Genomic DNA, 20,392 nt, shown 5'->3' with positions numbered 1-20,392 from the left:
AAAACATAAGGCGTTGATGCCAGGAAGGAGGAAGTATGGAGCAACAGGAAACAGCCAGCATCCGGTTTTATACAGCCGGATGCATGGAATTTGAAAACTATTCAGAGTGTTATGAGAATCTGACACTGGCACAGGCAGTGGATATCTATAAAAAAATACGGAAACGGAATGCCTGCAGCATCCCCGGCATTGGGTTTGAATTGCAGGATCCGGCAATCCCGGATTATTCAGGGATACACTGGCCGCTTTTAGTGGCAGATCAGATCGATAAGGAATCCATTGACATGATTCCGGCCTATGCGAACCATCCGCTGGTACAAAAAGCGGTAAAGGAACTGGAGGGCTATCTGCCGAAGATCCAGAAAGGGGCAAAGCACAGGAACACTCCAGAACGATAATCGGTTCCAGGATATGCGGATGGGAGGTGAGATATGAAGGATATCAAAACAAGAGAGCATGACCGGAAACCGAAGGTTTTGGAAAAGGCTTCCCGTATGCCAAAAGAGCTGGCGAAAGAAGCCGGGCTTGCGGCTAAGGAAAAATCTCTCCAGGGATCCAGAGTATCCGACGCAGCGGACCATCCGGATTCCCCGACCGGGTATGCTGGTGATAAAGTGGAAAGCGTACTGAAAAGAGGGGCAAAGGAAAGCGGCCGGACAGCCACAAAGGTTTCTTATGCCGCCGGAAAACAGGCAGCCCAAAAGACCTATCAGAATCTGCAAAAACGTACTGGAGCAGAAAGGGCGAAGAAAGGGATGGATGCGCATTCCGGGCAGGGACCGGAAGATGCCGTGGAAAAGGGACGGGTGCGTACAAAAGAAAGAGCCAGAAAAGATGCGGCCAGGAAAAAGGTACAGAACCAGTCTTTGGAGCATCAGGCAGAGAAAAATACCATGATCCAGGATTCCGGCAGAACGGGCAGAGGCCAGACCATCCGTACCAGGGAAAATGCCAGACGCACCGTGCGGGAACAGGCATCCAGGCAGCCACCAAAAGTAAAGTCAGCAGACAGGCTGTCGGTGAAGAAAGCACCCCGGATCATAAAGCCTCAGACCGTGCCGGGAAGTACCATGCAAAAGATATCATCTGCACAGAGAAAGGCACAGGCGGCCAAGGCTGCAAAGCGGACTGCCATCCATAATATGCAGCAGGGCGCAAGACGGGCAGAACAGGCGGCATCCGCAGTGGTGCGGTTCAAACGTGCGGTGGAGGCCGCGGTAAAAGCCGTCCGGAATGGGCTTGTCGCATTGGCGGCCGGAGCTGGTTCCATGTTCATTGTACTGATCCTGATTGTTGGCGTCATTGGCGGTGTCTTTGCCTACAGTTCTTCACAGAGCAGTGCATCTTTAAGTGAGCAGGTACTGGCCTATACGGCAACGATCCAAAAGTATGCCAGCCAATATGGTATCCCGGAATATGTCCCTGTGATCCAGGCGATCATGATGCAGGAATCCGGAGGGAATGGAACGGATCCGATGCAGTCCAGTGAATGTCCTTACAATACACGGTATCCAAACAGCCCCGGAGCCATTGCAGATCCGGAATATTCCATAGAGGTTGGAGTGCAATATTATGCAGACTGTGTCCGGGAGGCTGGATGCACCAGCCCGCAGGACATGGACAAGCTGAAACTGTCGCTGCAGGGATATAACTATGGAAACGGGTACATATCATGGGCGGTAAGAAATTACGGGGGATATAGTGAAGCCAATGCACTGCTGTTTTCCCAACAGCAGGCAGCCTCCCATGGATGGGCAAGGTATGGGGATCCGGAGTACGTTCCCCATGTGCTTCGCTATTATTCCGGAGGAAATCCGTTTGCAGCCCTGTTCGGAAACGAGCAGATCGTATCTGTAGCACTGACGCAGTTAGGGAATGTAGGTGGAGACAAGTTCTGGTCGTGGTATGGATTTGACAGTCATGTCAGTTGGTGCGCCTGCTTTGTTTCATGGTGTGCGGATCAGAGCGGCCTCATAGAGAGCGGTGCTGTTCCAAGATTTTCTCTCTGTACAGATGGAGTAGACTGGTTCCAGGGAAAAGGAAAATGGCAGGCTGCAGGAAGCAGCCCAACCGCAGGGATGATTATTTTCTTTGACTGGGATGGAGATGGCAAGTCCGACCATGTAGGTATTGTAGAAAAAAGCGAGGGCGGCAGAGTCTATACGGTGGAAGGAAATTCCGGAAATGCCGTAAAGCAGAACAACTATGATCTTAATTATTCTTGTATCATGGGATATGGGGTAGTGTCATATTAAACGGCAATATATAGGCAAGAATTAAAAACAAGGGGGAGACATGGCACTTTGCACGAACAGCAAGGTGTCATGTCTCTACAACATTCTCACTATTTATATAGATAGGTATAGACATACTCTCTTACTGGCTTGCGTACCATAAATTGATACAATGCACCCTTGAGGGTATTTGGGTTCAAATTTAACGATTACCCATACTCAAAAAACGATAGGGTGCATTTGCCACAGATTTATGGTATTCTATAGTAAAACACAGTGTTAAAATATGATTTCCTTGAAAGGTGGGTATTGATTATGAGCAAGGTATTAGTAGCGTATTTCAGTGCCAGCGGCGTAACAGCGAAACTGGCGAAGCGGCTTGCAGAGGCTATCGGAGCAGATTTACATGAGATTCAGCCGGAGGTTCCATATACGGATGCGGATCTGGACTGGATGAATAAAAAGAGCCGAAGCAGTGTGGAAATGAATGATAAATCATTCCGGCCTGCCGTTGCAAATAAAGTGGAGAACATGGAGCAGTATTCCGTGATTTTCACAGCATTCCCTATCTGGTGGTACGTCGCTCCGACTATTGTGAACACGTTTCTGGAGCAATATGAACTGACTGGAAAGACGATTATTCCACTGGCAACTTCGGGCAGCAGCGGTATGGGGAACACAAACAAGGAACTGGCGGTTTCCTGTCCGGGAGCGGAATTAAAGGAAGGAAAGCGATTCCCTGCGGATGCAAGTGCGGAAGAACTGAAAGCATGGGCAGAAGGGTTCGGGATTTAAAGAAAAGACCGATAAACTTATCAATATAGACCCATAAAGTTATCTCTCATGACAACGAATAATAAGAAATCTATGGTAACATCCTACCCGTAGTGGTAAATTATTCTACAGGAAAGGGTGCGAAGCATGGAAAACGAAATATATGAAAAAGACTACGGAGAGGAATTCAGGGAGCGAAGCGATAAGTCAGAGGGAAAGGATTTTCTGGACACATTGATGGAGGTTGGATTCTTTCAGAAGTACCAGGAAGAAATGGATAAAATCCCAAAGCGTGTGGTTCCCAAAGAAAAAGCAGATTATGAATACCTGCTTGGCGAGTGTGATGCTTACGTCCGGCAGTTCGGAGGAAGAATCCGGGGCGAGGTAGATTATCAGAAATGGCAGGCGACCATTGATCTGTACCTGGAGCATTTTGAGTTTTGTGATCGGGAGGCGCTGACGCTGCTAAAGGAGATCGCAGACCGGGCGGAAAATGTGACGTTTTCAATGAAAGATGGATTGATTCGGATGTCGGTGTTTATTGGGTATTTTGATGAAGTGTATTAAAGGGAAAGTGTATTAGGGTGTGAGGGCATCTGTCAGTGACTGGCGGATGTTTTTTCTCACAGATATGGTATGTTGTTAGCAGTATATCAACTTGGAGGTACGGAGCATGGAGGATCAGCAGAATACATTGACTTATGAAATCATCAAAGCGGCAGTTGCCGGGGAAAAATGGGCAACGGAAAAGATTATGGCATATTACGATGATTATATGACAGAGCTTGCCACAGTGAAAGAAAAGCAGCCGGACGGCAGTGTAAAGAGTTACGTGGATGAGGATTTAAAGCAGGAGATAGCTCTGAAACTGCTGGAGGAGATACCGAACTTTCCGATGGAGGAAGCGGAAAGGATAGTAGGAGATGAAGAAGAACCTGATGAGGGAATATAACATTAGTGTATAATGGTGTCTGATTTCACGAAGTATCGGGCTTGAAAACGGTTCGAGGGTACATTATGTGGTAGAAAAGCCCGAAATAAGCCCTATATGTGGGAAAAAACCGGCTCATGCAGAAATCAGAGTACATAAAATTTGTGTGTTTCTTGGACGAATGGTTCATACTCATGGAAGAATAAAAGGGTGGGGTAAACTTCTGAAAAAGAAGCCCCCACCTTTTCGCATAACTAAGAGGGTGTCAGAACTTTTCCGCAAAACAGAAAATTCGGTTGTACCTTTTCGCAAAAGAGGATTTGTGCTGAAAAAACTCCCCTGAAATAGCTCAAGTGAGCTGATTTTGGGGGAGTTTAAATACGGATCATTTTAATGGTAAAGATATTTTGATGATTAGCCCGTGAGGGGAGTTTTTCAAAAAATGAAGTTTCCCATGATGGGCTTTTACAATCTGCCGTACAATTTTATGCCCCAGGCCGTGATCTGCACCGTTGTTTTCCTCTTGGGTGCTGGATATGGACACGCCACTATTCAGCAATGCCATACGTGAGTCGTTTATTCCACATCCTGTATCACGGATTTCAAAATAACAACTGTCAACATCCACTCCAACACAAAGTGTAATCTTACACCCATTGGGGTTGTGTACGATGCTATTGCCTATGAGGTTGCTTAACATCCGGTAAAGCAAGGAATCATCACCATTTAGAAAAACGGGCTTGTCTGGGCTATCCTCTATTATTTCAATTTCATATTGTTCCGGCAACTCATTCAAAAATTCGCTTGCAACCTGCCGGGTTAATTCTACGGCATTGATCGTTTTTTTCTTTAAGGCATACATGGAGTATTCCAGTTTAGTAGTTAAATTCAGGTCTGTAATAAGTGCCCTCAGTTTTTCACTTTTTTGCCGTATAGCCGTTGCCTGTTTCCGCGTGGAAAGAGGTAAGCTGGAATTATCTTCGATTTCACAGGCATAACCAAATATAATAGAAAGCGGTGTGCGAATATCATGGGAAATTCCCCGTATCCATTCAGCACGGGTGTTGTCTTTTTTAATCAGATATTCGCCAGCACGATTTAGTCCAGCGTTTATTTCAGCCAATTCGCCCTTTTCTTCCAAATGGAACTCTTTCCCCTGTGAAAGCGATTGAATACCGTTTAAGATAGGTTCCATTGATTTTTCTACCCGATGTGCGTTGCGTACAAACAAATAAACCATTAAGAGAATATTGATAATGAACGCAATGCCAATCCCGATACATAGCGGCCATACATAAGCCGTATTTGTTGAAATGTAGTGATTGAGAACACTTCCGGGGACAAAACCGATTACCAATAGCCCGTCAGACCGTTTCCAGATATTCACAGGATAATCGTCCAGATACCAACGGCTGAACATGGCTATATCTGTTGCGGTGTATGATCGCGGTAATTCTTCCGGCAGGCCATCTTCCCATATAACGGTGCCGTCATCATTTAGGATCATAGCCCAGGCATCGGCATGGTGTAATATTTCAAGGGCCTGCGTATCCGCGCTTAGTTTTCCGTCCTCAACAACAATATGGTTGGAAAAATCTTCGATTGGGAAATTGGAATCTGCGACACCATTGAGATATGCAATAATGAAGAACATCCCCACCAATAGCAAATTAACGGCAAAAAAGAGGGCTATGATTCCGATGGTAGAAAATATATAGCGGCGAAAAAAACGTTCTACGGCATTCATCATTTCGCCCCCTTAATATTAAGCCGATAACCCACACCCTTAATTGTTACAAGCGAAACTGGCTTTGAAGGATTTTCTTCAATCTTTTCCCGCAGATGGCGGATATGAGTGGATAGTGTGCTTTCATATCCCTGCCAGAATTCACCACATACTGCTCCACACAAGGAACCTGTTGTTACAATACGCCCTGCATTTTCAGCAAGTTTTTCTAATAGCGTTAATTCCTTTCCTGTTAGTGGGAATTGATTTTCGCCGCGCTGGACGTCGGCCTTTTCAAGATCAACCACAGCAGCCTCTAAATATATTTTTCGTTCTTTCTGTGGATATGTCCGGTTCAGAATTACCTGTACTCGTAGTAACAGTTCTTTTGGGTGAAACGGTTTTACCAGATAATCATCAGCTCCAACTTCTAATCCTGCTACTCGATCTTCAGCCTCACCACGGGCTGTCAGCAGGAGAACCGGAATATTACTTGTTTCCCGTACCTCTCTTAGCACGGACAATCCATCAATCCCTGGCATCATTATGTCAAGAATTATCATATCTGGCTGCCGTTCTTTCCATATCTTTAATGCTTCTGTGCCTGAAGATGCAGTTAAAATATTAAAAAAACCGGCACGTTCAAAAATAGACTGTATCATTTCCAATAAATCAATTTCATCATCCACAACAAGGATTACTTTGTCATTCATGTGACACCTCCTCGTGCTTATTATAACTCAAGAAACCGTTCCTGACTATTTTATTACCAAAATCTCAGAGAAAAATCAGAGTTGCCTCAGAGTTATCTCAAAGTTGATATGCTATGCTGAATGTGAAAACAAAAGGAGGCATACGAACATGAGCGAATATATTATTGAAACTCACAATCTGACAAAAAGATACGGAAACCAGGTGAGCGTTTCCAATTTGAATATTCATGTAAAGCAAGGCAGGATTTATGGCCTGCTGGGACGCAACGGTGCGGGCAAGACCACCACCATGAGAATGTTGTTGGGATTAACAGCCCCTACCTCCGGCGAAGTTAAAATTTTCGGACGACCTATGCAGGGTAACGAAAACAAAATTCTTCCTCGTATTGGATGTTTGATTGAATCGCCTGGTTTCTATCCGAACCTGACCGCAACGGAGAACTTGAGAATTTTTGCGGAGCTGCGGGGAATTAACAAGCCGAATTATATCAAGGACGCATTGGAACTTGTCAATTTACCATACCGGGATAAAAAGCTCTTTTCTGAATACTCCCTCGGCATGAAGCAGCGGCTTGCAATCGCACTGGCTGTCATGCATGAACCGGAAGTACTCATACTGGATGAGCCGATCAACGGCCTTGATCCTATCGGCATTGCGGAAGTACGGTCGTTTATCCGGGAGCTGTGTGATGCCAGAGGTAAGACAATTCTGATATCCAGCCATATCCTTTCAGAAATTTCTCTACTGGCAGATGACATTGGAATTATTGACCGTGGTGTTTTGCTGGAAGAAGAAAGTCTGAAAGAATTGGAGGCAAAGAACGCAAAGTTTGTTCACTTCATCGTTTCGGATGCAAGTAAGGCTGCACAGATTATCAGCAAGCTGTTCCAAACTAGAAATATGCAGATTGCTGATAGTTACAATCTGTATCTGTATGATACAACTTTGCCAGTAGCAAAGATTAACCGCGCCCTTATGGAGAATGGTATTGACATTAAGGAAGCGCATCTCTGTGAGGACACTTTGGAGGATTACTTCAAAAAGATTACAGGGGGTGAGGGGATTGCTTAAACTGATTAAATGCGAATTTTGGAAGCTAAAGCGCAAACATTTTGTGTCTTTTGTGGTTTTCGCAGCCCTGCTTTTCCCTATTCCCTTTACAGCACTGGTATTAGCCGGGAGTGTCGGAAATTTTACGGGATTTGATGCTGTTTTTGGACTGCTCGTAACATTGGGAGAGCCTGTCATGCTGCCTATCGTTTTAGGAATTGTGGCGGCCATGCTGTTTTTTATGGAGCGTGATAACGATACATTAAAAAATTTACACACAATTCCTGTTTTCCCAGTGAAAATTGCGAGTGCTAAAATTGCCGTTCTTTTTATTTTGGGTTTGATTTACTCATTGGCAACTCTGCTGTCTTCTATGGCCGGAGGACTAATGGCTGGGAGCGAATTAGTAAACATTGGTGAGAAGATATGGATTTCTGTTGTTACCAGCGTGTTATATACAGCCAGCACATTGCCAGTTGTCATTATAATCGTTGGGCTTAACCGTTCTTATATCTTTTCAATTATATTGACATTCTTTTACACCATGTTTGATTATATGCTGGCGTATGGAGGGCAATTTGCATCGGAAGAACCAGCCATGAAGCTGATATCCAACATATTCCCTGCACCCACTATTTACCGTTGGCAGGCAGCACAATTTGTTTCACCGGACTCCCCGGCATATTCAGTCATAGAGCCATATTTCCTGCCGCTATGGATGGTTGTCCTGATTGTGTTTATCATCGGTGCAATATCTTATCTGGCTATCATAAAGATTTACAGCAAGCATGAAAGTTGAGGTGAAAGTAATGCTAAAAATCGCAAAAACAGAGTTTTATAAATTAAAGAGGTATTCTGTTGTCTGGATCGGTGTTGCCACGATGCTAACGGTTGTTCTGCTTACCCGCTTTATGGCAACTGCATCGGATGGGGCGGTTCATACCCTTGAATATTTTTCAAACAGTGTGATCTGGAATAACTTTAGTCTGATTTTTCCGGCGACTATTACCCTGATTGCTGGTTATATCATCGAAAGAGAACGTGTAGACGACACGTTAAAAAACATTTTGACAATTCCGATACCGTTTCGGAAATTGCTGGCGGGCAAATTGATTGCCGTTGGCGGATTGGCGATTATTCTGGCCGCCATCGAATTTGTTTTTACCATGATTATATTTTTTATAAGCCGCTTTCCGGGCTTCTCTTTTGCAGGGATGATACTGGCCCTTGTTAGGATGATTGGAATGAACCTCTTTGTGTATGTGGCTGTTCTTCCGATTATTGTATTTACTGGGCAGCGCGCAGGCAGCTTTATGGCGGGGGTTGGATTTTCTTTCTTTTATGGATTTGTAGGAACATTTGCATCTGGTCATGGTCTTGGTAATATCTATCCCGTTACTGCGGGATTAGGGCTTATTAATTACCAGGGTGGTGAAACGGCTGCCTACAATATATTTTTAAGCACTGGAATACTGCTGCTTATGTTTACTATAAGTACTGTTATGCTTTTATTTGCTGAAAATAAAGCATCTATAACAAAAACAAATCAAAAGGTCAAAAAAACCGCTAAAAATAAGCGGTAAAATTAAGGAGGGCTAATATGAAATCGAAAAAATTGTGGCTTGGTATTGGTGCAGTAGTCTTAATCGTGCTGTGTATGGGTGTAGCATTCCTGGCTACGCAGGGAAAAACCGACTACTATACGCAGATCGATAATCGTTGGGTAACAGAAATTGATCCACATGGTACCATGAACTACGAATACAATCTGGATGCCTACGATGAAACCGGAAAAGAACGGGATATTACATTTGAAACAAGTAAAGTCCTGACCGATGGTGCGTATCTTTGCCTGAAAGTGGCACCGATTCGTGGTGTAGTAACCTGGGCAGAGGTACAGTATGATGAACTTCCGGAAGCAGTACAAGCTGTATATTCAAAGTAGTAATTTACAAGGAGAACGAAATTGAAGAAAATACTTATTGTGGACGATAATATGGATTTTTTGCGGATATTGTCATCCGCTTTGCAAAAGCGATTCCAAACCTATGAGTCTATGGGTGTGGCTGATGCCTTGAAAATTCTTGAGTCTGTTACTGTTGATGCAGTATGTTCTGATTTTAATATGAGGGACGGCACAGGGCTGGAGCTTCTTATAAAATTACGCCAGAAGGGTGTGAAAGTTCCATTTTTACTTATGTCTGGCGATGATGATACTCGTCTAAGAAATGAGGCACAAGCCTGTGGAGCGGTGTTTTGCTGTAAAACGGACTATGACCTGATTGCCAGAATTAACGAAATGGTAGGTTGATCTGGCATCTTACAGCAGTAAACTGTTAGTGAAGGAGTTGAAAATGAACAATCTTATAATTGAAACAAGTAATTTGTGTAAATGTTATGGAGTGAACATGGTAGTAAGTCATGTAAATATTCATGTTCAAAAAGGGAGCATTTATGGATTGCTTGGACGAAATGGTGCAGGCAAAACATCAATAATGAAAATGATGTTGGGGTTGACTCCAATAACAGATGGAAACATTACGATGTTTGGAATGCAATTTCCTGCAAATAAGGCAGAAATTTTGCGAAGGGTTGGAGTAATGATTGAAACACCGGGATTTTATCCTAACCTGACAGCTACGGAAAATTTGCAGATTCTTTCAAGTTTGCGTGATGTCACAGACAAGAATGCCATTCAGAAAAGTTTGGAATTGGTTGGTTTGCCATACAAGGATAAGAAAATGTTCTCCGAATATTCGCTTGGTATGAAGCAACGGCTTGGCATTGCAGCGTCTATAGTACATGATCCTGAACTTTTAATACTCGATGAACCCACAAACGGCCTTGACCCTATCGGAATTGCAGAAATGCGTTCTTTCATTCGGGAACTGTGCAGTACCAAAGGAAAAACAGTTTTGATTTCCAGTCATATTCTTTCTGAAATTGCTATGCTGGCCGATGATGTTGGCATCATAGACCGCGGTGTACTGCTGGAAGAAGAAAGTTTGAAAGAACTGGAAAAAAAGAATACAAAGTATGTTCAGTTTTTCGTATCGGATGCTGGAAAGGCTGCACAAATCATTGATGGTGCATTTAAAATAAAAAGCATGAAAATTGTGGACAAAAACACTCTTTATCTGTATGATATGTCGTTTCCAGTGGCAATGATTAACCGTACTCTTGTTGAAGCTGGCATTGATGTAAGCGAAGCGCATCTCTGTGAAAATACATTGGAGGATTACTTTAAGAAGATAACAGGAGGTGAGGGGATTGCTTAAAGTCTATTTAAACGAATTACGAAAAGTAAAGAGACAGAAAACAGTGCGAATGATCATGTTGGTTGGCGTACTTATGCCTACGTTTTCTTTTGCACTTTGTTTGCATAATGGATATCGTTTCCGCAACCTTGTAGGAATGAATATTTTATTAGGTAATTTCCTTGTTGCCCCTTTTTTGTTTTCCATTATTCTGGTAATGCTTTTTTCGATGGAGGAACAGAACGATACTTTGAAAACAATACTTGTGACTGCCGTACCAAAGTCCAAAATTCTTCTGTCAAAGATTGAAGTAGCATTTACGTTTGTGCTGATTTTTTCAATCATAAACTGTCTATATACATTCGCAGGCGGCATATTTTTGGGAATGTCGTCTGCCTTTGTATTAAAAGCATTGAAAGCACTTTTTATTACTGTAATAGCTGCCGTTTGTGGAACAGCGCCAGTATTGTTGGTAATTGTTGTGTTCCATAAAAAGCATCTTATTGCGTTGATTTTAGCAAATTGCTTTGTGCTTATAGATTTCCTCTTTGTTTGGCAGTTGACAATGCTTAATTGTCTAAAATTGCATCTGCCTATTTGCATTGCGTACCGTATTACCTATCCATTGTCGATTGTTGAATATACTCCAAACTTACAATATGGTTTGGATGCTTTATACTATCCGGCATTTAGGGGAGAGTTGCTTCTGGTCATTGTAGTATGTATTTCAATGCTTGGAGGCATTTTAATTTATAATGGTCAGGAGGTGTAGCGAATGAAAAAACTCTATCTGGCGGAAATTTGCAAGATTAAAAGAATGAAAATGACATATGTTGCATATATCGGCATTTTGTTTAGCATGATTATTTCTTCTGTTCAATTACTTGGGCGGGTACAGGATGCAACTTTTGAACAGTTAGCAAGTATGTTTACATACAATAATGTATTGTTGGTTTTGCCTTTTTGTCTATCTCTTATTGGTGGATATATCATTGATAGAGAGTATACTCAGAACACGCAAAAGAATTTATTTACAATACCTGTTCGTTGGAGCCGTGTGATTAAAGCGAAAGTTTTAGTTGCGTTTAGTCTTTCGATATGGATAGGGCTGTTTTCGAACATTGTTTTGATACTGACTGGTATGGTTATGAATTGCTCACAAATAGCAATTACAGATATTTGGAAGATTGTCATTTCAAACTTTATTTCGCCTGTTTGTGTCCTTGTTGGAACCCTCCCTATTATCCTATGGTTTTCAAAAGCAAAGGGGAAGTATTTGTGGGGTGCCACATTATCATTGTTGCTTGGTGTATCAGGTGTTTTTGTTGCCAATGGAAGGGCTGTAAATTGGCACCCTATAACATACTGCTTTTCATTTATACAATGCGATTCAATATATACTACTGTGCTGAAGATACCATTTTCTTGCCTTGCAATAGTGCTTTATTTACTTCTGTCCGTCATTATTTATGTGTTCATGTATAGGAAGCAAGAATACCCTGTTTCATGAAGAAAATGCACTAGAGGAAACCATGCATATAAAAATGAAGTGATATGCAAGCAGGAATGGGGTGAATGAAATGGTAAATGTTTTAATGATTGAAGCAGATAAATCTCTCCTTCAAGATGTAGTGAAATATCTTTCTGATAATGTACAGTGTCAAGTTACAAAACTATCAGTACCAGGAGAGCAAAGAAACATCCTCACCTTCCCCAATCTGGAAATCCGCATTAACGAACAGATTGTCTACCACAATGGCATTCCCGTTCCACTCACCCACCATGAGTTCTTTACCTTATTCTACCTAGTCCAACACCCATCCTGGGTTCTTAGTAAAGAGCAGATCTACGAAGCGGTCTGGAAAGCGGACCCGGAGCATTGCGGGGCGGCAGTGGCGAATGTGGTGTATTCCCTTAGACGGAAGATCGGAGATGGGTACATAGAAACTGTGGTTGGGAGCGGGTATAGGTTTGTGGGGGAAGAATAGAGTCATAATTAGTTTGACTATCCTGGAAATTATGGTATATTAAGCTAAAGAATTTGGATATGTGAGGCAAATAGAATGAATTTTAGATTAGCTGTTATGCAAGATTTACCACGGCTTAAGGCTATGTATGAGGATATAATTCAGAATATGAATAACAATCAAATACAGATATGGGATGACATATATCCGTGTGAGTTTTTTGATGAGGATATTAAAAATAACCGCCTTTATGTTCTGTACAGTAATGAAGAACTTATTTCGGCATTTGTCTTGTGTGATACAAATTTAGGCGAAAAATCTGTAGAATGGCAAGATAATCAGCGTAAATCTTTGTATTTAGACCGACTGGGAGTAAATGTAAATTATTCAAGAATGGGAATAGGCAGTCTGATGCTTGATAAAGCAAAAGAAGTTGCCCAAAATTGTGGTGCTGAGTATTTGAGGCTTTTCGTTGTGGATATAAATGTGCCTGCCATTCACTTGTATATTAAGAATGGTTTTATAAGAGCAAATGGTATTTATGATGAAGTTATAGATAAAGATTTGGTTTTACATGAATATGGATTTGAAGCAGCACTTTGACTGTAGTGGATTCAGCCTATCAATCGAAAAAATTGATTAACTCATGTTGCTACAGATTAATACCGAATAAGCAATTTGAATTTTGAGGTGTGAAATGATACGTTTAATGGAGATAGGCGATCTTGACATTGTGGGAGAGATTGTTAATGGTGATTGGAAAAATATATACAGTTCTTATATAAATCCGGATTTGTTGTCCCTCGAAGGCTGTAAAAAAAGAAAAAAGGAAATTGAGGCAGAGTTGCTTTCTGGCAGTCTGGCAAATTATATTTATGAAGATGATGGAATTGTAAAAGCGCTGTTGACGTTTGGACAAACTGCTGATTCTGATAAAAGTGGTGCTTTTGAAATCTGGCGTATTTATGTTTCGCAGGATTTTCAGGGAGTGGGAATTGGAAAAAGCCTGCTTACATTTGCAGAAAAACAGGCAATGTTATCTGGTTTTCAAGAAATTATTATTTGGGCATTTAAGGAGAATTTCAAGGCAGTTTCATTTTATAAGCACAATGGATATGTAGAAGATAAAGTAATGAACTTAGGAGATCCTTACTGTGCAGAAGGTGTACGGTTTTGCAAAAGGCTGGAAAAGAGTTGATGTACAAGACAGTAAGCGCCCCGGAGCATTGCGGGGCGGCGAATGTGGTGTATTCGCTTAGACGGAAGATCGGAGAGGGGTATGTAGAAACGGTGGTTGGAAGCGGGTATCGGTTTGTGGGATGAGAAAAAAGTTAAGTGTCGATGGCAATGAGCGTTTGTGCGCTGTTGCTGTCGGCACTTTTGTATCTATTGACGATGATCGAGTTGAGAAAACCCGATTTTAGAGGTAAAATAAGCTGTAGCGAATCTGTGTCCATAGGACAATGAAAGGTTCTAAAGAGAAACGCATGACTTTTCCTCAGTTGAAAATGACTGATTGAAATAAGAAACTGATAAAGGAGCAATACATTATGAAAAGAATTTTATTGGTTGAGGATGACTTAAGCCTGATAAATGGACTGTCCTTTGCCGTAAAAAAGCAGGGGTATCAGCTTGATGTTGCACACACCAGCAGTGAGGCAGACAGCTTATGGGAAGCAGGAAGATATGATCTGGTGATCCTGGATGTTACCCTGCCGGATGGTTCAGGATTTGATATATGCAGAAATATACGAAAGACTTCAAAAGTTCCGATTATGTTTCTGACTGCTATGGATGAAGAAACGGATATTATCATGGGGCTTGATATCGGCGGAGATGATTATATTACTAAACCGTTCAAGCTGGCGATTTTTATGTCCAGAATCAATGCGCTGCTCCGTAGGAGCGATAACTTTAACCAGGCAGATACGGAACTGAACTCAAATGGTATCCGTGTCGAGCTTCTAAAAGGAGAAGTGTATAAAAACAATGAACAGGTGGAATTAACTGCAAACGAGTATAAGCTCTTGCGCCTGTTTATGGAAAATCCGGATACGGTTCTTTCGCCGGAACAGATTTTGAGCCATCTTTGGGACTGTGATGAAAACTATATAGACAATAATTCCCTTACGGTGTATATCCGCAGGCTGCGGACAAAAATCGAGGATGATCCGGCAAATCCTCAAAGAATTATTACAGTACGCCGTATGGGATATAAGTGGAATACGGCTGAGTGAGGTACCTTATGAAAATACTGGCAAACAGAAAAATTAAAGCCTTATTTTGCAAGATAGTGGCGTGTATACTGGTGTTTGCTCTGATTTCTGTATCATTCATAGTCTTTGGGGTGCATGATGCAGCACTTTATATTTTATTATGCGCTCTGGCTATGGATATTGTAATCCTGATTGCCTGCTATGGGTATTTTAAGAACCAGAATAGAATTATGGAAGATGCAGTGGAGCAGATTACAGAATACATTTCCGGCAACCGTGAAGCGAGGATTGCCTGCGCTGAGGAAGGAGAACTGTACAGACTGTTTCATGAAGTAAATTCTCTGGTGGCTATCTTAAATGCAAATGCAGAAAATGAGAGAAGATCAAAACAGTTCCTGAAAAATACCATATCTGATATTTCTCATCAGTTAAAAACGCCTCTTGCGGCGCTAAATATTTATAACGGACTTTTGCAGGGGGAAACCGAAGAATTACCGGAGCTTCAGGAATTTACAACTCTGTCAGAAAAAGAACTGGATAGGATTGAAACGCTGGTACAGAACCTGTTGAAGATTACAAAGCTGGATGCGGGTTCCATTGTGTTTGAGAAAACCTCTGAGAATGTGGCAGACATATTGGGAGAGGTCGAGCTGCATTTTGCATACCGTGCAAAGCAGGAGCAGAAAGAACTGGTTCTGTCCGGGGACGACCACATTTCACTGTTTTGTGACCATGACTGGATGATAGAGGCAATAGAGAACATTGTAAAAAATGCCTTTGACCATACAGAACAGGGAAAATTTATCCGAATTGAGTGGAAACAATCCGCATCTATGGTTCAGATTATCATAAAGGATAATGGAAACGGCATTCATCCAGAAGATTTGCATCATATTTTCAAAAGATTTTATCGGAGTCGATTTTCCAAAGATAAGCAGGGCATAGGTCTTGGCCTGCCGCTTGCGAAGATGATCATCGAGGCCCACAGAGGTACAATAGAAGTGGACAGTGAATTGGGAATCGGCACTACATTCACACTGAATTTCTTGAATCCTACAAAATTGTAGGCTGATTGTCATGTTACTGTAGGGTATGGATGATATGCTTTAAAAGAATTCAGAAGAAAGAGGTGCTTATAATATGGATTTATTAGAAGTAAGATCAATTTCCAAAACCTACGGCAGTGGTGAAACAGCCGTACACGCATTAAAGGATGTCAGCTTCTCCGTACCGAAAGGGGAATTTGTGGCGATTGTCGGTGAATCCGGCTCTGGCAAAACCACCCTTCTCAATATGCTTGGTGCGCTTGACACGCCGACCTCCGGCAAAGTGCTGATCGATGGCAAAGACACTTTTTCCATGAAGGAGAGAGAGCTTACCGTTTTCAGACGCCGGAATATCGGCTTTATCTTCCAAGCGTTTAATCTGATCCCGGAACTGACGGTTGAGCAGAACATGATCTTCCCTGTCCTGTTGGATTACCAGAAGCCCAACAAAAAGTATCTGGAGGAACTGTTGTCGGTACTTAACCTGCAGGAGCGGCGCAACCATCTGCCAAGTCAGTTGTCCGGTGGTCAGCAGCAAAGAGTAGCAATCGGACGCGCTCTGATGACGCGGCCGTCCCTGATTCTTGCTGATGAGCCGACCGGAAATCTGGATTCTCAAAACAGTAGCGAGGTCATTGCTCTGCTGAGAGAGACATCCCAAAAGTATGAGCAGACTATCATCATGATTACGCATAACCGGAGTATCGCACAGACCGCAGACCGGGTTTTGAATGTATCGGACGGTGTGTTGACCGATTTGGGGAGGTGCCGCGAATGAGAAGCTATCTTAGCCTTATCCCGATTTCAGCAAAGGTGCGTAGGCGGCAGAACCGTATGACACTTCTATGTATTATTTTTGCTGTATTCATGGTAACAGCTGTGTTTAGTATGGCTGAAATGGGGGCAAAGATGGAACAAGCCAGATTAGCAGCAAAGCATGACGGCTTTTCGTTTCAAAATTTGTTTGACAGCCAAATGGGGCAAACCCTTTTATTGACTGCCGTTGTATTATTCCTGCTGATTTTAATTGCAGGTGTTCTGATGATTGCAAGCAGTATCAACAACAGCGTTGCTCAAAGAATTAAATTCTTTGGCATGATGCGTTGTATCGGAATGAGCAAACAACAGATTATACGCTTTGTACGATTGGAAGCCTTGAATTGGTGCAAAACAGCGGTTCCGATTGGTCTTGTGCTTGGAATTGTGGTCACTTGGGGGCTGTGTGCCGCTCTGCGTTTTTTCGTAGGCGAAGAATTTTCCAACATTCCTCTTTTTGGCGTCAGTATTATTGGGATTATTAGCGGTATTGCTGTTGGTGTTATTACTGTACTGCTTGCCGCAAGAACTCCGGCGAAACGTGCTGCAAAGGTATCGCCCATCGCGGCAGTTTCGGGCAATTCAGAAAATACTAAAGTTGTCCGTCATTCGGTCAACGCACGTTTTTTCAAAATTGAAACAGTCTTGGGTATTCATCATGCAACTTCTGCAAAGAAAAACTTGATTCTGATGACGGGTTCTTTTGCCCTTAGCATTATTTTGTTTCTGAGTTTTTCCGTTTTGATCGATTTTGTCGATCATATTATGCCTCAATCGGCATCCGCTTCTGACATCAACATTTCAAGTAGCGATGGCAGAAATGCTATCGATAGTGGATTGGCAGAAATGATTCTGGACATGGATGGTGTAAAGCAAGTATATGGTCGCCGGAGCAGCTTTGATATTCCCGCAGGATTGAATGGTGACAGGACGCTTGCCAGCACCATCGATCTTGTTTCTTTTGACGATTTTGACTTAGATTGTCTTAAAAAGGATAGAATCCTTCGCCAGGGTAGCGATCTCTCAAAAGTCTATGGTGACAGTGGGTATGTCCTTGCAACATGGGATCAGAGCTGCCCTTGGGAAATCGGTGATAAAATTCTTGTTGGAACCGATGAACTTGAGATTGCAGGATTGTTAAAGTACGATCCATTTAGTGTGGATGGACTGACTGGTGGAAAGATCACTCTCATCACTTCCGGTGAAACTTTTGCCCGTTTAACAGGCGTGACTGATTACTCACTCATTATGGTACAAGTAGCTGCTAATGCAAACGATGAAGATGTGGCTGCAATCCGCAGTGTAGTCGAAGGAAACGGTTACAACTTGACCGACAATCGGGATCAGCGTACAACTGGTACTTATTTTGCATTTGTGGCTTGTGTATATGGATTTTTGGGAATTATTACACTGGTTACAGTAATGAACATCGTCAACAGTATTTCCATGAGCGTATCAGCCAGAAGCAAACAGTACGGTGCCATGCGAGCGGTAGGAATGAATAAGCATCAAATCACAAAAATGATTGCGGCAGAGGCATTTACCTATGCTTTTTGGGGCTGTGTGATCGGCTGTGTTGTTGGTTTACCCTTTAACAAGATGCTGTATGATTTTCTTATTTCCAACCATTTCCCTTATGCGGTCTGGAGTCTGCCCGTTGGCTCGTTGGTAGTTATTCTCTTGTTTGTTATTTTAGCAGCGGTACTTGCTGCGTATGCTCCAGCAAAACGGATGCGGAACATGGCAATTACCGCAACGATCAATGATATGTAATGGAGCGATAGATAAAAACTGTGGTACAGTGGAAAAGAAAATCTGCTGTACCGCAGAACATTTTAGGTATCAGTTAAGATTGAATATGGGAGCGAACTATGAAAAATAAGACTTATATTTGGAACAGAATTGCTCAAAAGACATTAGAAATTGCATATATAGCGGCATTATGTGTTTTCATGGTTTTGTTTTCTATGCTGCTTATCGTTATCTGCATTGTTTATTCACTGTCGGATTGTACCGTTAGAAAGCTGGAGAAGGATGGATGTTTATGAGAAGAAAATGGAAGAGGAAACATCCTGTTAGAAAATTGTTTATGAGTCTGGTGGCACTTTTGCTCTGTACACTATTTGCTGTTTGTGCTTTTTTCGGCGTGAAGGGTTATCAGATGTACAAAAGAGCGGTAGAAGAACAGCCAATCAATGAAAGAGTAGAGGAAATTTGCAACATGGAAGGATTTACTCCTTATTCCGCGCTGCCACAGTTTTACATAGCTGCCACCATATCCGTGGAGGATCGCAGGTTTGAAGAGCATTGTGGAATTGATCTGATTGCGATTGGCCGTGCAGCATGGACGGATATCAGAGCAATGTCTTTTGTAGAGGGAGGAAGCACCATCACGCAGCAGCTTGTCAAAAATTTGCTCTTTACACAGGATAAAAAGATTGAGCGCAAGGCAGCAGAGATTTTCGCAGCATTGGAAATGGAATCAAAATACAGCAAAGAAGAAATCTTCGAGCTATATGTGAATACAGTTTATTTCGGCAGTGGCTATTATGGCATCTATCAGGCGGCTATAGGGTACTTTGGAAAAGTACCATCAGAACTGACGGATTATGAATGTGCTATGTTAGCAGGAATTCCGAATGCGCCATCGGCTTATTCGCCCAATACCAATAAAGAACTGGCCTTACGGCGTGTGAGTCATGTATTAGACAGTATGGTGCGGAATCGCATAATCACTCAGGAGGAAGCTGATAGGATAGAAAGAAATGATGCTAACAATTAAGCGGATATGTAGGGTTGCTGATTTTTTACAGTGTAGGATTAGTATGGGAGGGTGATTGCATGGGAAAATAATGGTTGTAACCTTTTCTGATTCTGAAGAACATATTATACAGAAGATTATGGATGTATTAATGGTTGAACCAGTAATGGCACATCCCTTAGAAAAATCTCTTACTTCAAACATCCTTACATCCCCTAACCTGGAAATTCGCATCAACGAACAGACAGTCTACCACGATAACCACTCCGTTCCACTCACCCATCATGAGTTCTTTACCTTACTCTATCTAGCCCAACACCCATCTTGGGTTCTTAGCAAAGAGCAAATCTACGAAGCAGTCTGGAAAGCGGACCCGGAGCAATGCGGGGCGGCGGCGAATGTGGTGTATTCGCTCAGATGGAAGATCGGAGATGGGTACATAGAAACTGTGGTCGGGAGCGGGTATCGGTTTGTGGGGTAAGTAGTAAATGTGCCGATGGCAATGAGCGTTTGTGCGCTGTTGCTGTCGGCACTTTTATTTTATTTTTTGCAGCATGGAGGCTGCACATCCAATCCGTCCAGATAGTTGGTTCCCCATTGACACATAGCATCTAAAAGAGGAATGATACTCTGCCCAAATGTGGTAAGAGAGTAGATTGTCTTTGGTGGTTTCTCCGGGATTACCTCACGATGGATCATTCCGCAATCCTCTAAATCATGGAGCTGCTGAGAAAGCATCTTCGGTGTTGCATTTGGAATAAGTCGTTGCAATTCCATATAATGAAGCGGCTGGTCAATTAGGTGCCAGAGGATTAATGGTTTGTACTTGCCGCCGATCAAAGACAGGGTTGCTTCCACCGGGCAGTTGAATTGATTTTTTTCTTTCATATAGGTTCTCCT

26 protein-coding genes are annotated in these 20,392 nt (G+C 42.5%); 23 read left to right on the top strand and 3 right to left on the bottom strand.

Annotated elements, in window-relative coordinates; genetic code table 11:
* The first annotated feature begins 35 nt into the window (after positions 1-35).
* The 5 genes from NCY57_RS03040 to NCY57_RS03020 all read left to right on the top strand — a co-directional run bounded on the left by NCY57_RS03040 (position 36) and on the right by NCY57_RS03020 (position 3,960).
* On the top strand, positions 36-398 hold the full coding sequence (locus tag NCY57_RS03040; RefSeq protein WP_022279578.1) for a hypothetical protein: 363 nt from the start codon (positions 36-38) through the stop codon (positions 396-398).
* A 33-nt stretch (positions 399-431) separates the two neighbouring features.
* The gene (locus tag NCY57_RS03035) at positions 432-2,255 is read left to right on the top strand and encodes a lysozyme family protein (protein WP_054335463.1); all 1,824 of its coding nucleotides are present in this window, start codon (positions 432-434) and stop codon (positions 2,253-2,255) included.
* Positions 2,256-2,549: 294 nt separating this feature from the next.
* Complete coding sequence (locus tag NCY57_RS03030) at positions 2,550-3,029, top strand: flavodoxin (protein ID WP_022279576.1); 480 nt, start codon at positions 2,550-2,552, stop codon at positions 3,027-3,029.
* A 126-nt stretch (positions 3,030-3,155) separates the two neighbouring features.
* Positions 3,156-3,575 (top strand): hypothetical protein, encoded by a 420-nt coding sequence (locus NCY57_RS03025; RefSeq protein WP_022279575.1) that lies wholly within the window; start codon positions 3,156-3,158, stop codon positions 3,573-3,575.
* 106 nt (positions 3,576-3,681) lie between these two features.
* Positions 3,682-3,960: a helix-turn-helix domain-containing protein gene (locus NCY57_RS03020; RefSeq protein ID WP_022279574.1), complete on the top strand. Its 279-nt coding sequence runs from the start codon at positions 3,682-3,684 to the stop codon at positions 3,958-3,960.
* Between the two features lie 364 nt (positions 3,961-4,324).
* Here the strand turns inward: NCY57_RS03020 and NCY57_RS03015 are convergent, their stop codons facing one another.
* Together NCY57_RS03015 and NCY57_RS03010 are read right to left on the bottom strand one after the other, a co-directional pair.
* The gene (locus tag NCY57_RS03015) at positions 4,325-5,689 is read right to left on the bottom strand and encodes a sensor histidine kinase (RefSeq protein ID WP_250789470.1); all 1,365 of its coding nucleotides are present in this window, start codon (positions 5,687-5,689) and stop codon (positions 4,325-4,327) included.
* Positions 5,686-6,378, bottom strand: a complete 693-nt coding sequence (locus NCY57_RS03010; RefSeq protein ID WP_022279572.1) for a response regulator transcription factor — start codon at positions 6,376-6,378, stop codon at positions 5,686-5,688. Before NCY57_RS03010 ends, NCY57_RS03015 begins: the two co-directional genes overlap by 4 nt.
* A 148-nt stretch (positions 6,379-6,526) precedes the next feature.
* On the opposite strand from NCY57_RS03010, the gene NCY57_RS03005 reads away from it, so the two are divergent.
* The 18 genes from NCY57_RS03005 to NCY57_RS02925 all read left to right on the top strand — a co-directional run bounded on the left by NCY57_RS03005 (position 6,527) and on the right by NCY57_RS02925 (position 19,973).
* Complete coding sequence (locus NCY57_RS03005) at positions 6,527-7,450, top strand: ABC transporter ATP-binding protein (protein WP_022279571.1); 924 nt, start codon at positions 6,527-6,529, stop codon at positions 7,448-7,450.
* The gene (locus tag NCY57_RS03000) at positions 7,443-8,228 is read left to right on the top strand and encodes an ABC transporter permease (RefSeq protein ID WP_022279570.1); all 786 of its coding nucleotides are present in this window, start codon (positions 7,443-7,445) and stop codon (positions 8,226-8,228) included. Before NCY57_RS03005 ends, NCY57_RS03000 begins: the two co-directional genes overlap by 8 nt.
* 10 nt (positions 8,229-8,238) lie before the next feature.
* A complete protein-coding gene (locus NCY57_RS02995; RefSeq protein ID WP_022279569.1) occupies positions 8,239-9,012 on the top strand; it encodes an ABC transporter permease in 774 nt (257 codons plus the stop codon).
* A gap of 17 nt (positions 9,013-9,029) precedes the next feature.
* The gene (locus tag NCY57_RS02990; RefSeq protein WP_022279568.1) at positions 9,030-9,374 is read left to right on the top strand and encodes a YxeA family protein; all 345 of its coding nucleotides are present in this window, start codon (positions 9,030-9,032) and stop codon (positions 9,372-9,374) included.
* Positions 9,375-9,395: 21 nt separating this feature from the next.
* Positions 9,396-9,740 carry a response regulator gene (locus tag NCY57_RS02985; protein WP_022279567.1) on the top strand — a complete coding sequence of 115 codons (345 nt, stop codon included), beginning with the start codon at positions 9,396-9,398 and terminating at the stop codon, positions 9,738-9,740.
* A gap of 43 nt (positions 9,741-9,783) precedes the next feature.
* Complete coding sequence (locus NCY57_RS02980; protein ID WP_022279566.1) at positions 9,784-10,707, top strand: ABC transporter ATP-binding protein; 924 nt, start codon at positions 9,784-9,786, stop codon at positions 10,705-10,707.
* Complete coding sequence (locus NCY57_RS02975) at positions 10,700-11,458, top strand: ABC transporter permease (RefSeq protein ID WP_022279565.1); 759 nt, start codon at positions 10,700-10,702, stop codon at positions 11,456-11,458. Before NCY57_RS02980 ends, NCY57_RS02975 begins: the two co-directional genes overlap by 8 nt.
* A 3-nt stretch (positions 11,459-11,461) precedes the next feature.
* The gene (locus NCY57_RS02970; protein ID WP_022279564.1) at positions 11,462-12,196 is read left to right on the top strand and encodes an ABC transporter permease; all 735 of its coding nucleotides are present in this window, start codon (positions 11,462-11,464) and stop codon (positions 12,194-12,196) included.
* A 70-nt stretch (positions 12,197-12,266) separates the two neighbouring features.
* Positions 12,267-12,674: a winged helix-turn-helix domain-containing protein gene (locus NCY57_RS02965; RefSeq protein WP_250789484.1), complete on the top strand. Its 408-nt coding sequence runs from the start codon at positions 12,267-12,269 to the stop codon at positions 12,672-12,674.
* A 75-nt stretch (positions 12,675-12,749) separates the two neighbouring features.
* The gene (locus tag NCY57_RS02960) at positions 12,750-13,256 is read left to right on the top strand and encodes a GNAT family N-acetyltransferase (RefSeq protein ID WP_022279562.1); all 507 of its coding nucleotides are present in this window, start codon (positions 12,750-12,752) and stop codon (positions 13,254-13,256) included.
* A gap of 94 nt (positions 13,257-13,350) precedes the next feature.
* A complete protein-coding gene (locus NCY57_RS02955) occupies positions 13,351-13,851 on the top strand; it encodes a GNAT family N-acetyltransferase (RefSeq protein ID WP_022279561.1) in 501 nt (166 codons plus the stop codon).
* Entirely contained in the window at positions 13,851-13,976 is a 126-nt protein-coding gene (locus tag NCY57_RS16770) for a transcriptional regulator (protein WP_022279560.1), read from the top strand. Before NCY57_RS02955 ends, NCY57_RS16770 begins: the two co-directional genes overlap by 1 nt.
* 227 nt (positions 13,977-14,203) lie before the next feature.
* Entirely contained in the window at positions 14,204-14,890 is a 687-nt protein-coding gene (locus NCY57_RS02950) for a response regulator transcription factor (protein WP_022279559.1), read from the top strand.
* An 8-nt stretch (positions 14,891-14,898) separates the two neighbouring features.
* Entirely contained in the window at positions 14,899-15,936 is a 1,038-nt protein-coding gene (locus NCY57_RS02945) for a sensor histidine kinase (protein WP_022279558.1), read from the top strand.
* 73 nt (positions 15,937-16,009) lie between these two features.
* Positions 16,010-16,693, top strand: a complete 684-nt coding sequence (locus tag NCY57_RS02940; protein WP_022279557.1) for an ABC transporter ATP-binding protein — start codon at positions 16,010-16,012, stop codon at positions 16,691-16,693.
* Positions 16,690-18,504 (top strand): ABC transporter permease, encoded by a 1,815-nt coding sequence (locus tag NCY57_RS02935; protein ID WP_022279556.1) that lies wholly within the window; start codon positions 16,690-16,692, stop codon positions 18,502-18,504. The genes NCY57_RS02940 and NCY57_RS02935 overlap by 4 nt, the downstream gene beginning before the upstream one ends.
* Before the next feature lie 271 nt (positions 18,505-18,775).
* Positions 18,776-19,513 carry a transglycosylase domain-containing protein gene (locus NCY57_RS02930; protein ID WP_022279554.1) on the top strand — a complete coding sequence of 246 codons (738 nt, stop codon included), beginning with the start codon at positions 18,776-18,778 and terminating at the stop codon, positions 19,511-19,513.
* A gap of 55 nt (positions 19,514-19,568) precedes the next feature.
* Positions 19,569-19,973 (top strand): winged helix-turn-helix domain-containing protein, encoded by a 405-nt coding sequence (locus tag NCY57_RS02925; protein ID WP_250789469.1) that lies wholly within the window; start codon positions 19,569-19,571, stop codon positions 19,971-19,973.
* A 59-nt stretch (positions 19,974-20,032) separates the two neighbouring features.
* Here NCY57_RS02925 and NCY57_RS02920 read toward each other — a convergent pair whose 3' ends face one another.
* Entirely contained in the window at positions 20,033-20,380 is a 348-nt protein-coding gene (locus NCY57_RS02920) for a winged helix-turn-helix transcriptional regulator (RefSeq protein WP_022279552.1), read from the bottom strand.
* Positions 20,381-20,392: the final 12 nt, after the last annotated feature.

Source organism: Blautia sp. MB18-30 (assembly GCF_023669475.1).
GTDB classification, from domain to species: Bacteria; Bacillota; Clostridia; order Lachnospirales; family Lachnospiraceae; genus Blautia_A; species Blautia_A fusiformis.
This window is presented reverse-complemented; position numbering and strand designations above follow the sequence as displayed.

What these genes read in the sequence shown, in the direction of transcription:
- NCY57_RS03040 (WP_022279578.1), top strand. Translation starts at nt 36, where the DNA reads ATGGAGCAACAGGAAACAGCCAGCATCCGGTTTTATACAGCCGGATGC.
- NCY57_RS03035 (WP_054335463.1), top strand. Translation starts at nt 432, where the DNA reads ATGAAGGATATCAAAACAAGAGAGCATGACCGGAAACCGAAGGTTTTG.
- NCY57_RS03030 (WP_022279576.1), top strand. Translation starts at nt 2,550, where the DNA reads ATGAGCAAGGTATTAGTAGCGTATTTCAGTGCCAGCGGCGTAACAGCG.
- NCY57_RS03025 (WP_022279575.1), top strand. Translation starts at nt 3,156, where the DNA reads ATGGAAAACGAAATATATGAAAAAGACTACGGAGAGGAATTCAGGGAG.
- NCY57_RS03020 (WP_022279574.1), top strand. Translation starts at nt 3,682, where the DNA reads ATGGAGGATCAGCAGAATACATTGACTTATGAAATCATCAAAGCGGCA.
- NCY57_RS03015 (WP_250789470.1), bottom strand. Translation starts at nt 5,689, where the DNA reads ATGATGAATGCCGTAGAACGTTTTTTTCGCCGCTATATATTTTCTACC.
- NCY57_RS03010 (WP_022279572.1), bottom strand. Translation starts at nt 6,378, where the DNA reads ATGAATGACAAAGTAATCCTTGTTGTGGATGATGAAATTGATTTATTG.
- NCY57_RS03005 (WP_022279571.1), top strand. Translation starts at nt 6,527, where the DNA reads ATGAGCGAATATATTATTGAAACTCACAATCTGACAAAAAGATACGGA.
- NCY57_RS02995 (WP_022279569.1), top strand. Translation starts at nt 8,239, where the DNA reads ATGCTAAAAATCGCAAAAACAGAGTTTTATAAATTAAAGAGGTATTCT.
- NCY57_RS02990 (WP_022279568.1), top strand. Translation starts at nt 9,030, where the DNA reads ATGAAATCGAAAAAATTGTGGCTTGGTATTGGTGCAGTAGTCTTAATC.
- NCY57_RS02980 (WP_022279566.1), top strand. Translation starts at nt 9,784, where the DNA reads ATGAACAATCTTATAATTGAAACAAGTAATTTGTGTAAATGTTATGGA.
- NCY57_RS02970 (WP_022279564.1), top strand. Translation starts at nt 11,462, where the DNA reads ATGAAAAAACTCTATCTGGCGGAAATTTGCAAGATTAAAAGAATGAAA.
- NCY57_RS02965 (WP_250789484.1), top strand. Translation starts at nt 12,267, where the DNA reads ATGGTAAATGTTTTAATGATTGAAGCAGATAAATCTCTCCTTCAAGAT.
- NCY57_RS02960 (WP_022279562.1), top strand. Translation starts at nt 12,750, where the DNA reads ATGAATTTTAGATTAGCTGTTATGCAAGATTTACCACGGCTTAAGGCT.
- NCY57_RS02955 (WP_022279561.1), top strand. Translation starts at nt 13,351, where the DNA reads ATGATACGTTTAATGGAGATAGGCGATCTTGACATTGTGGGAGAGATT.
- NCY57_RS16770 (WP_022279560.1), top strand. Translation starts at nt 13,851, where the DNA reads ATGTACAAGACAGTAAGCGCCCCGGAGCATTGCGGGGCGGCGAATGTG.
- NCY57_RS02950 (WP_022279559.1), top strand. Translation starts at nt 14,204, where the DNA reads ATGAAAAGAATTTTATTGGTTGAGGATGACTTAAGCCTGATAAATGGA.
- NCY57_RS02945 (WP_022279558.1), top strand. Translation starts at nt 14,899, where the DNA reads ATGAAAATACTGGCAAACAGAAAAATTAAAGCCTTATTTTGCAAGATA.
- NCY57_RS02940 (WP_022279557.1), top strand. Translation starts at nt 16,010, where the DNA reads ATGGATTTATTAGAAGTAAGATCAATTTCCAAAACCTACGGCAGTGGT.
- NCY57_RS02935 (WP_022279556.1), top strand. Translation starts at nt 16,690, where the DNA reads ATGAGAAGCTATCTTAGCCTTATCCCGATTTCAGCAAAGGTGCGTAGG.
- NCY57_RS02930 (WP_022279554.1), top strand. Translation starts at nt 18,776, where the DNA reads ATGAGAAGAAAATGGAAGAGGAAACATCCTGTTAGAAAATTGTTTATG.
- NCY57_RS02920 (WP_022279552.1), bottom strand. Translation starts at nt 20,380, where the DNA reads ATGAAAGAAAAAAATCAATTCAACTGCCCGGTGGAAGCAACCCTGTCT.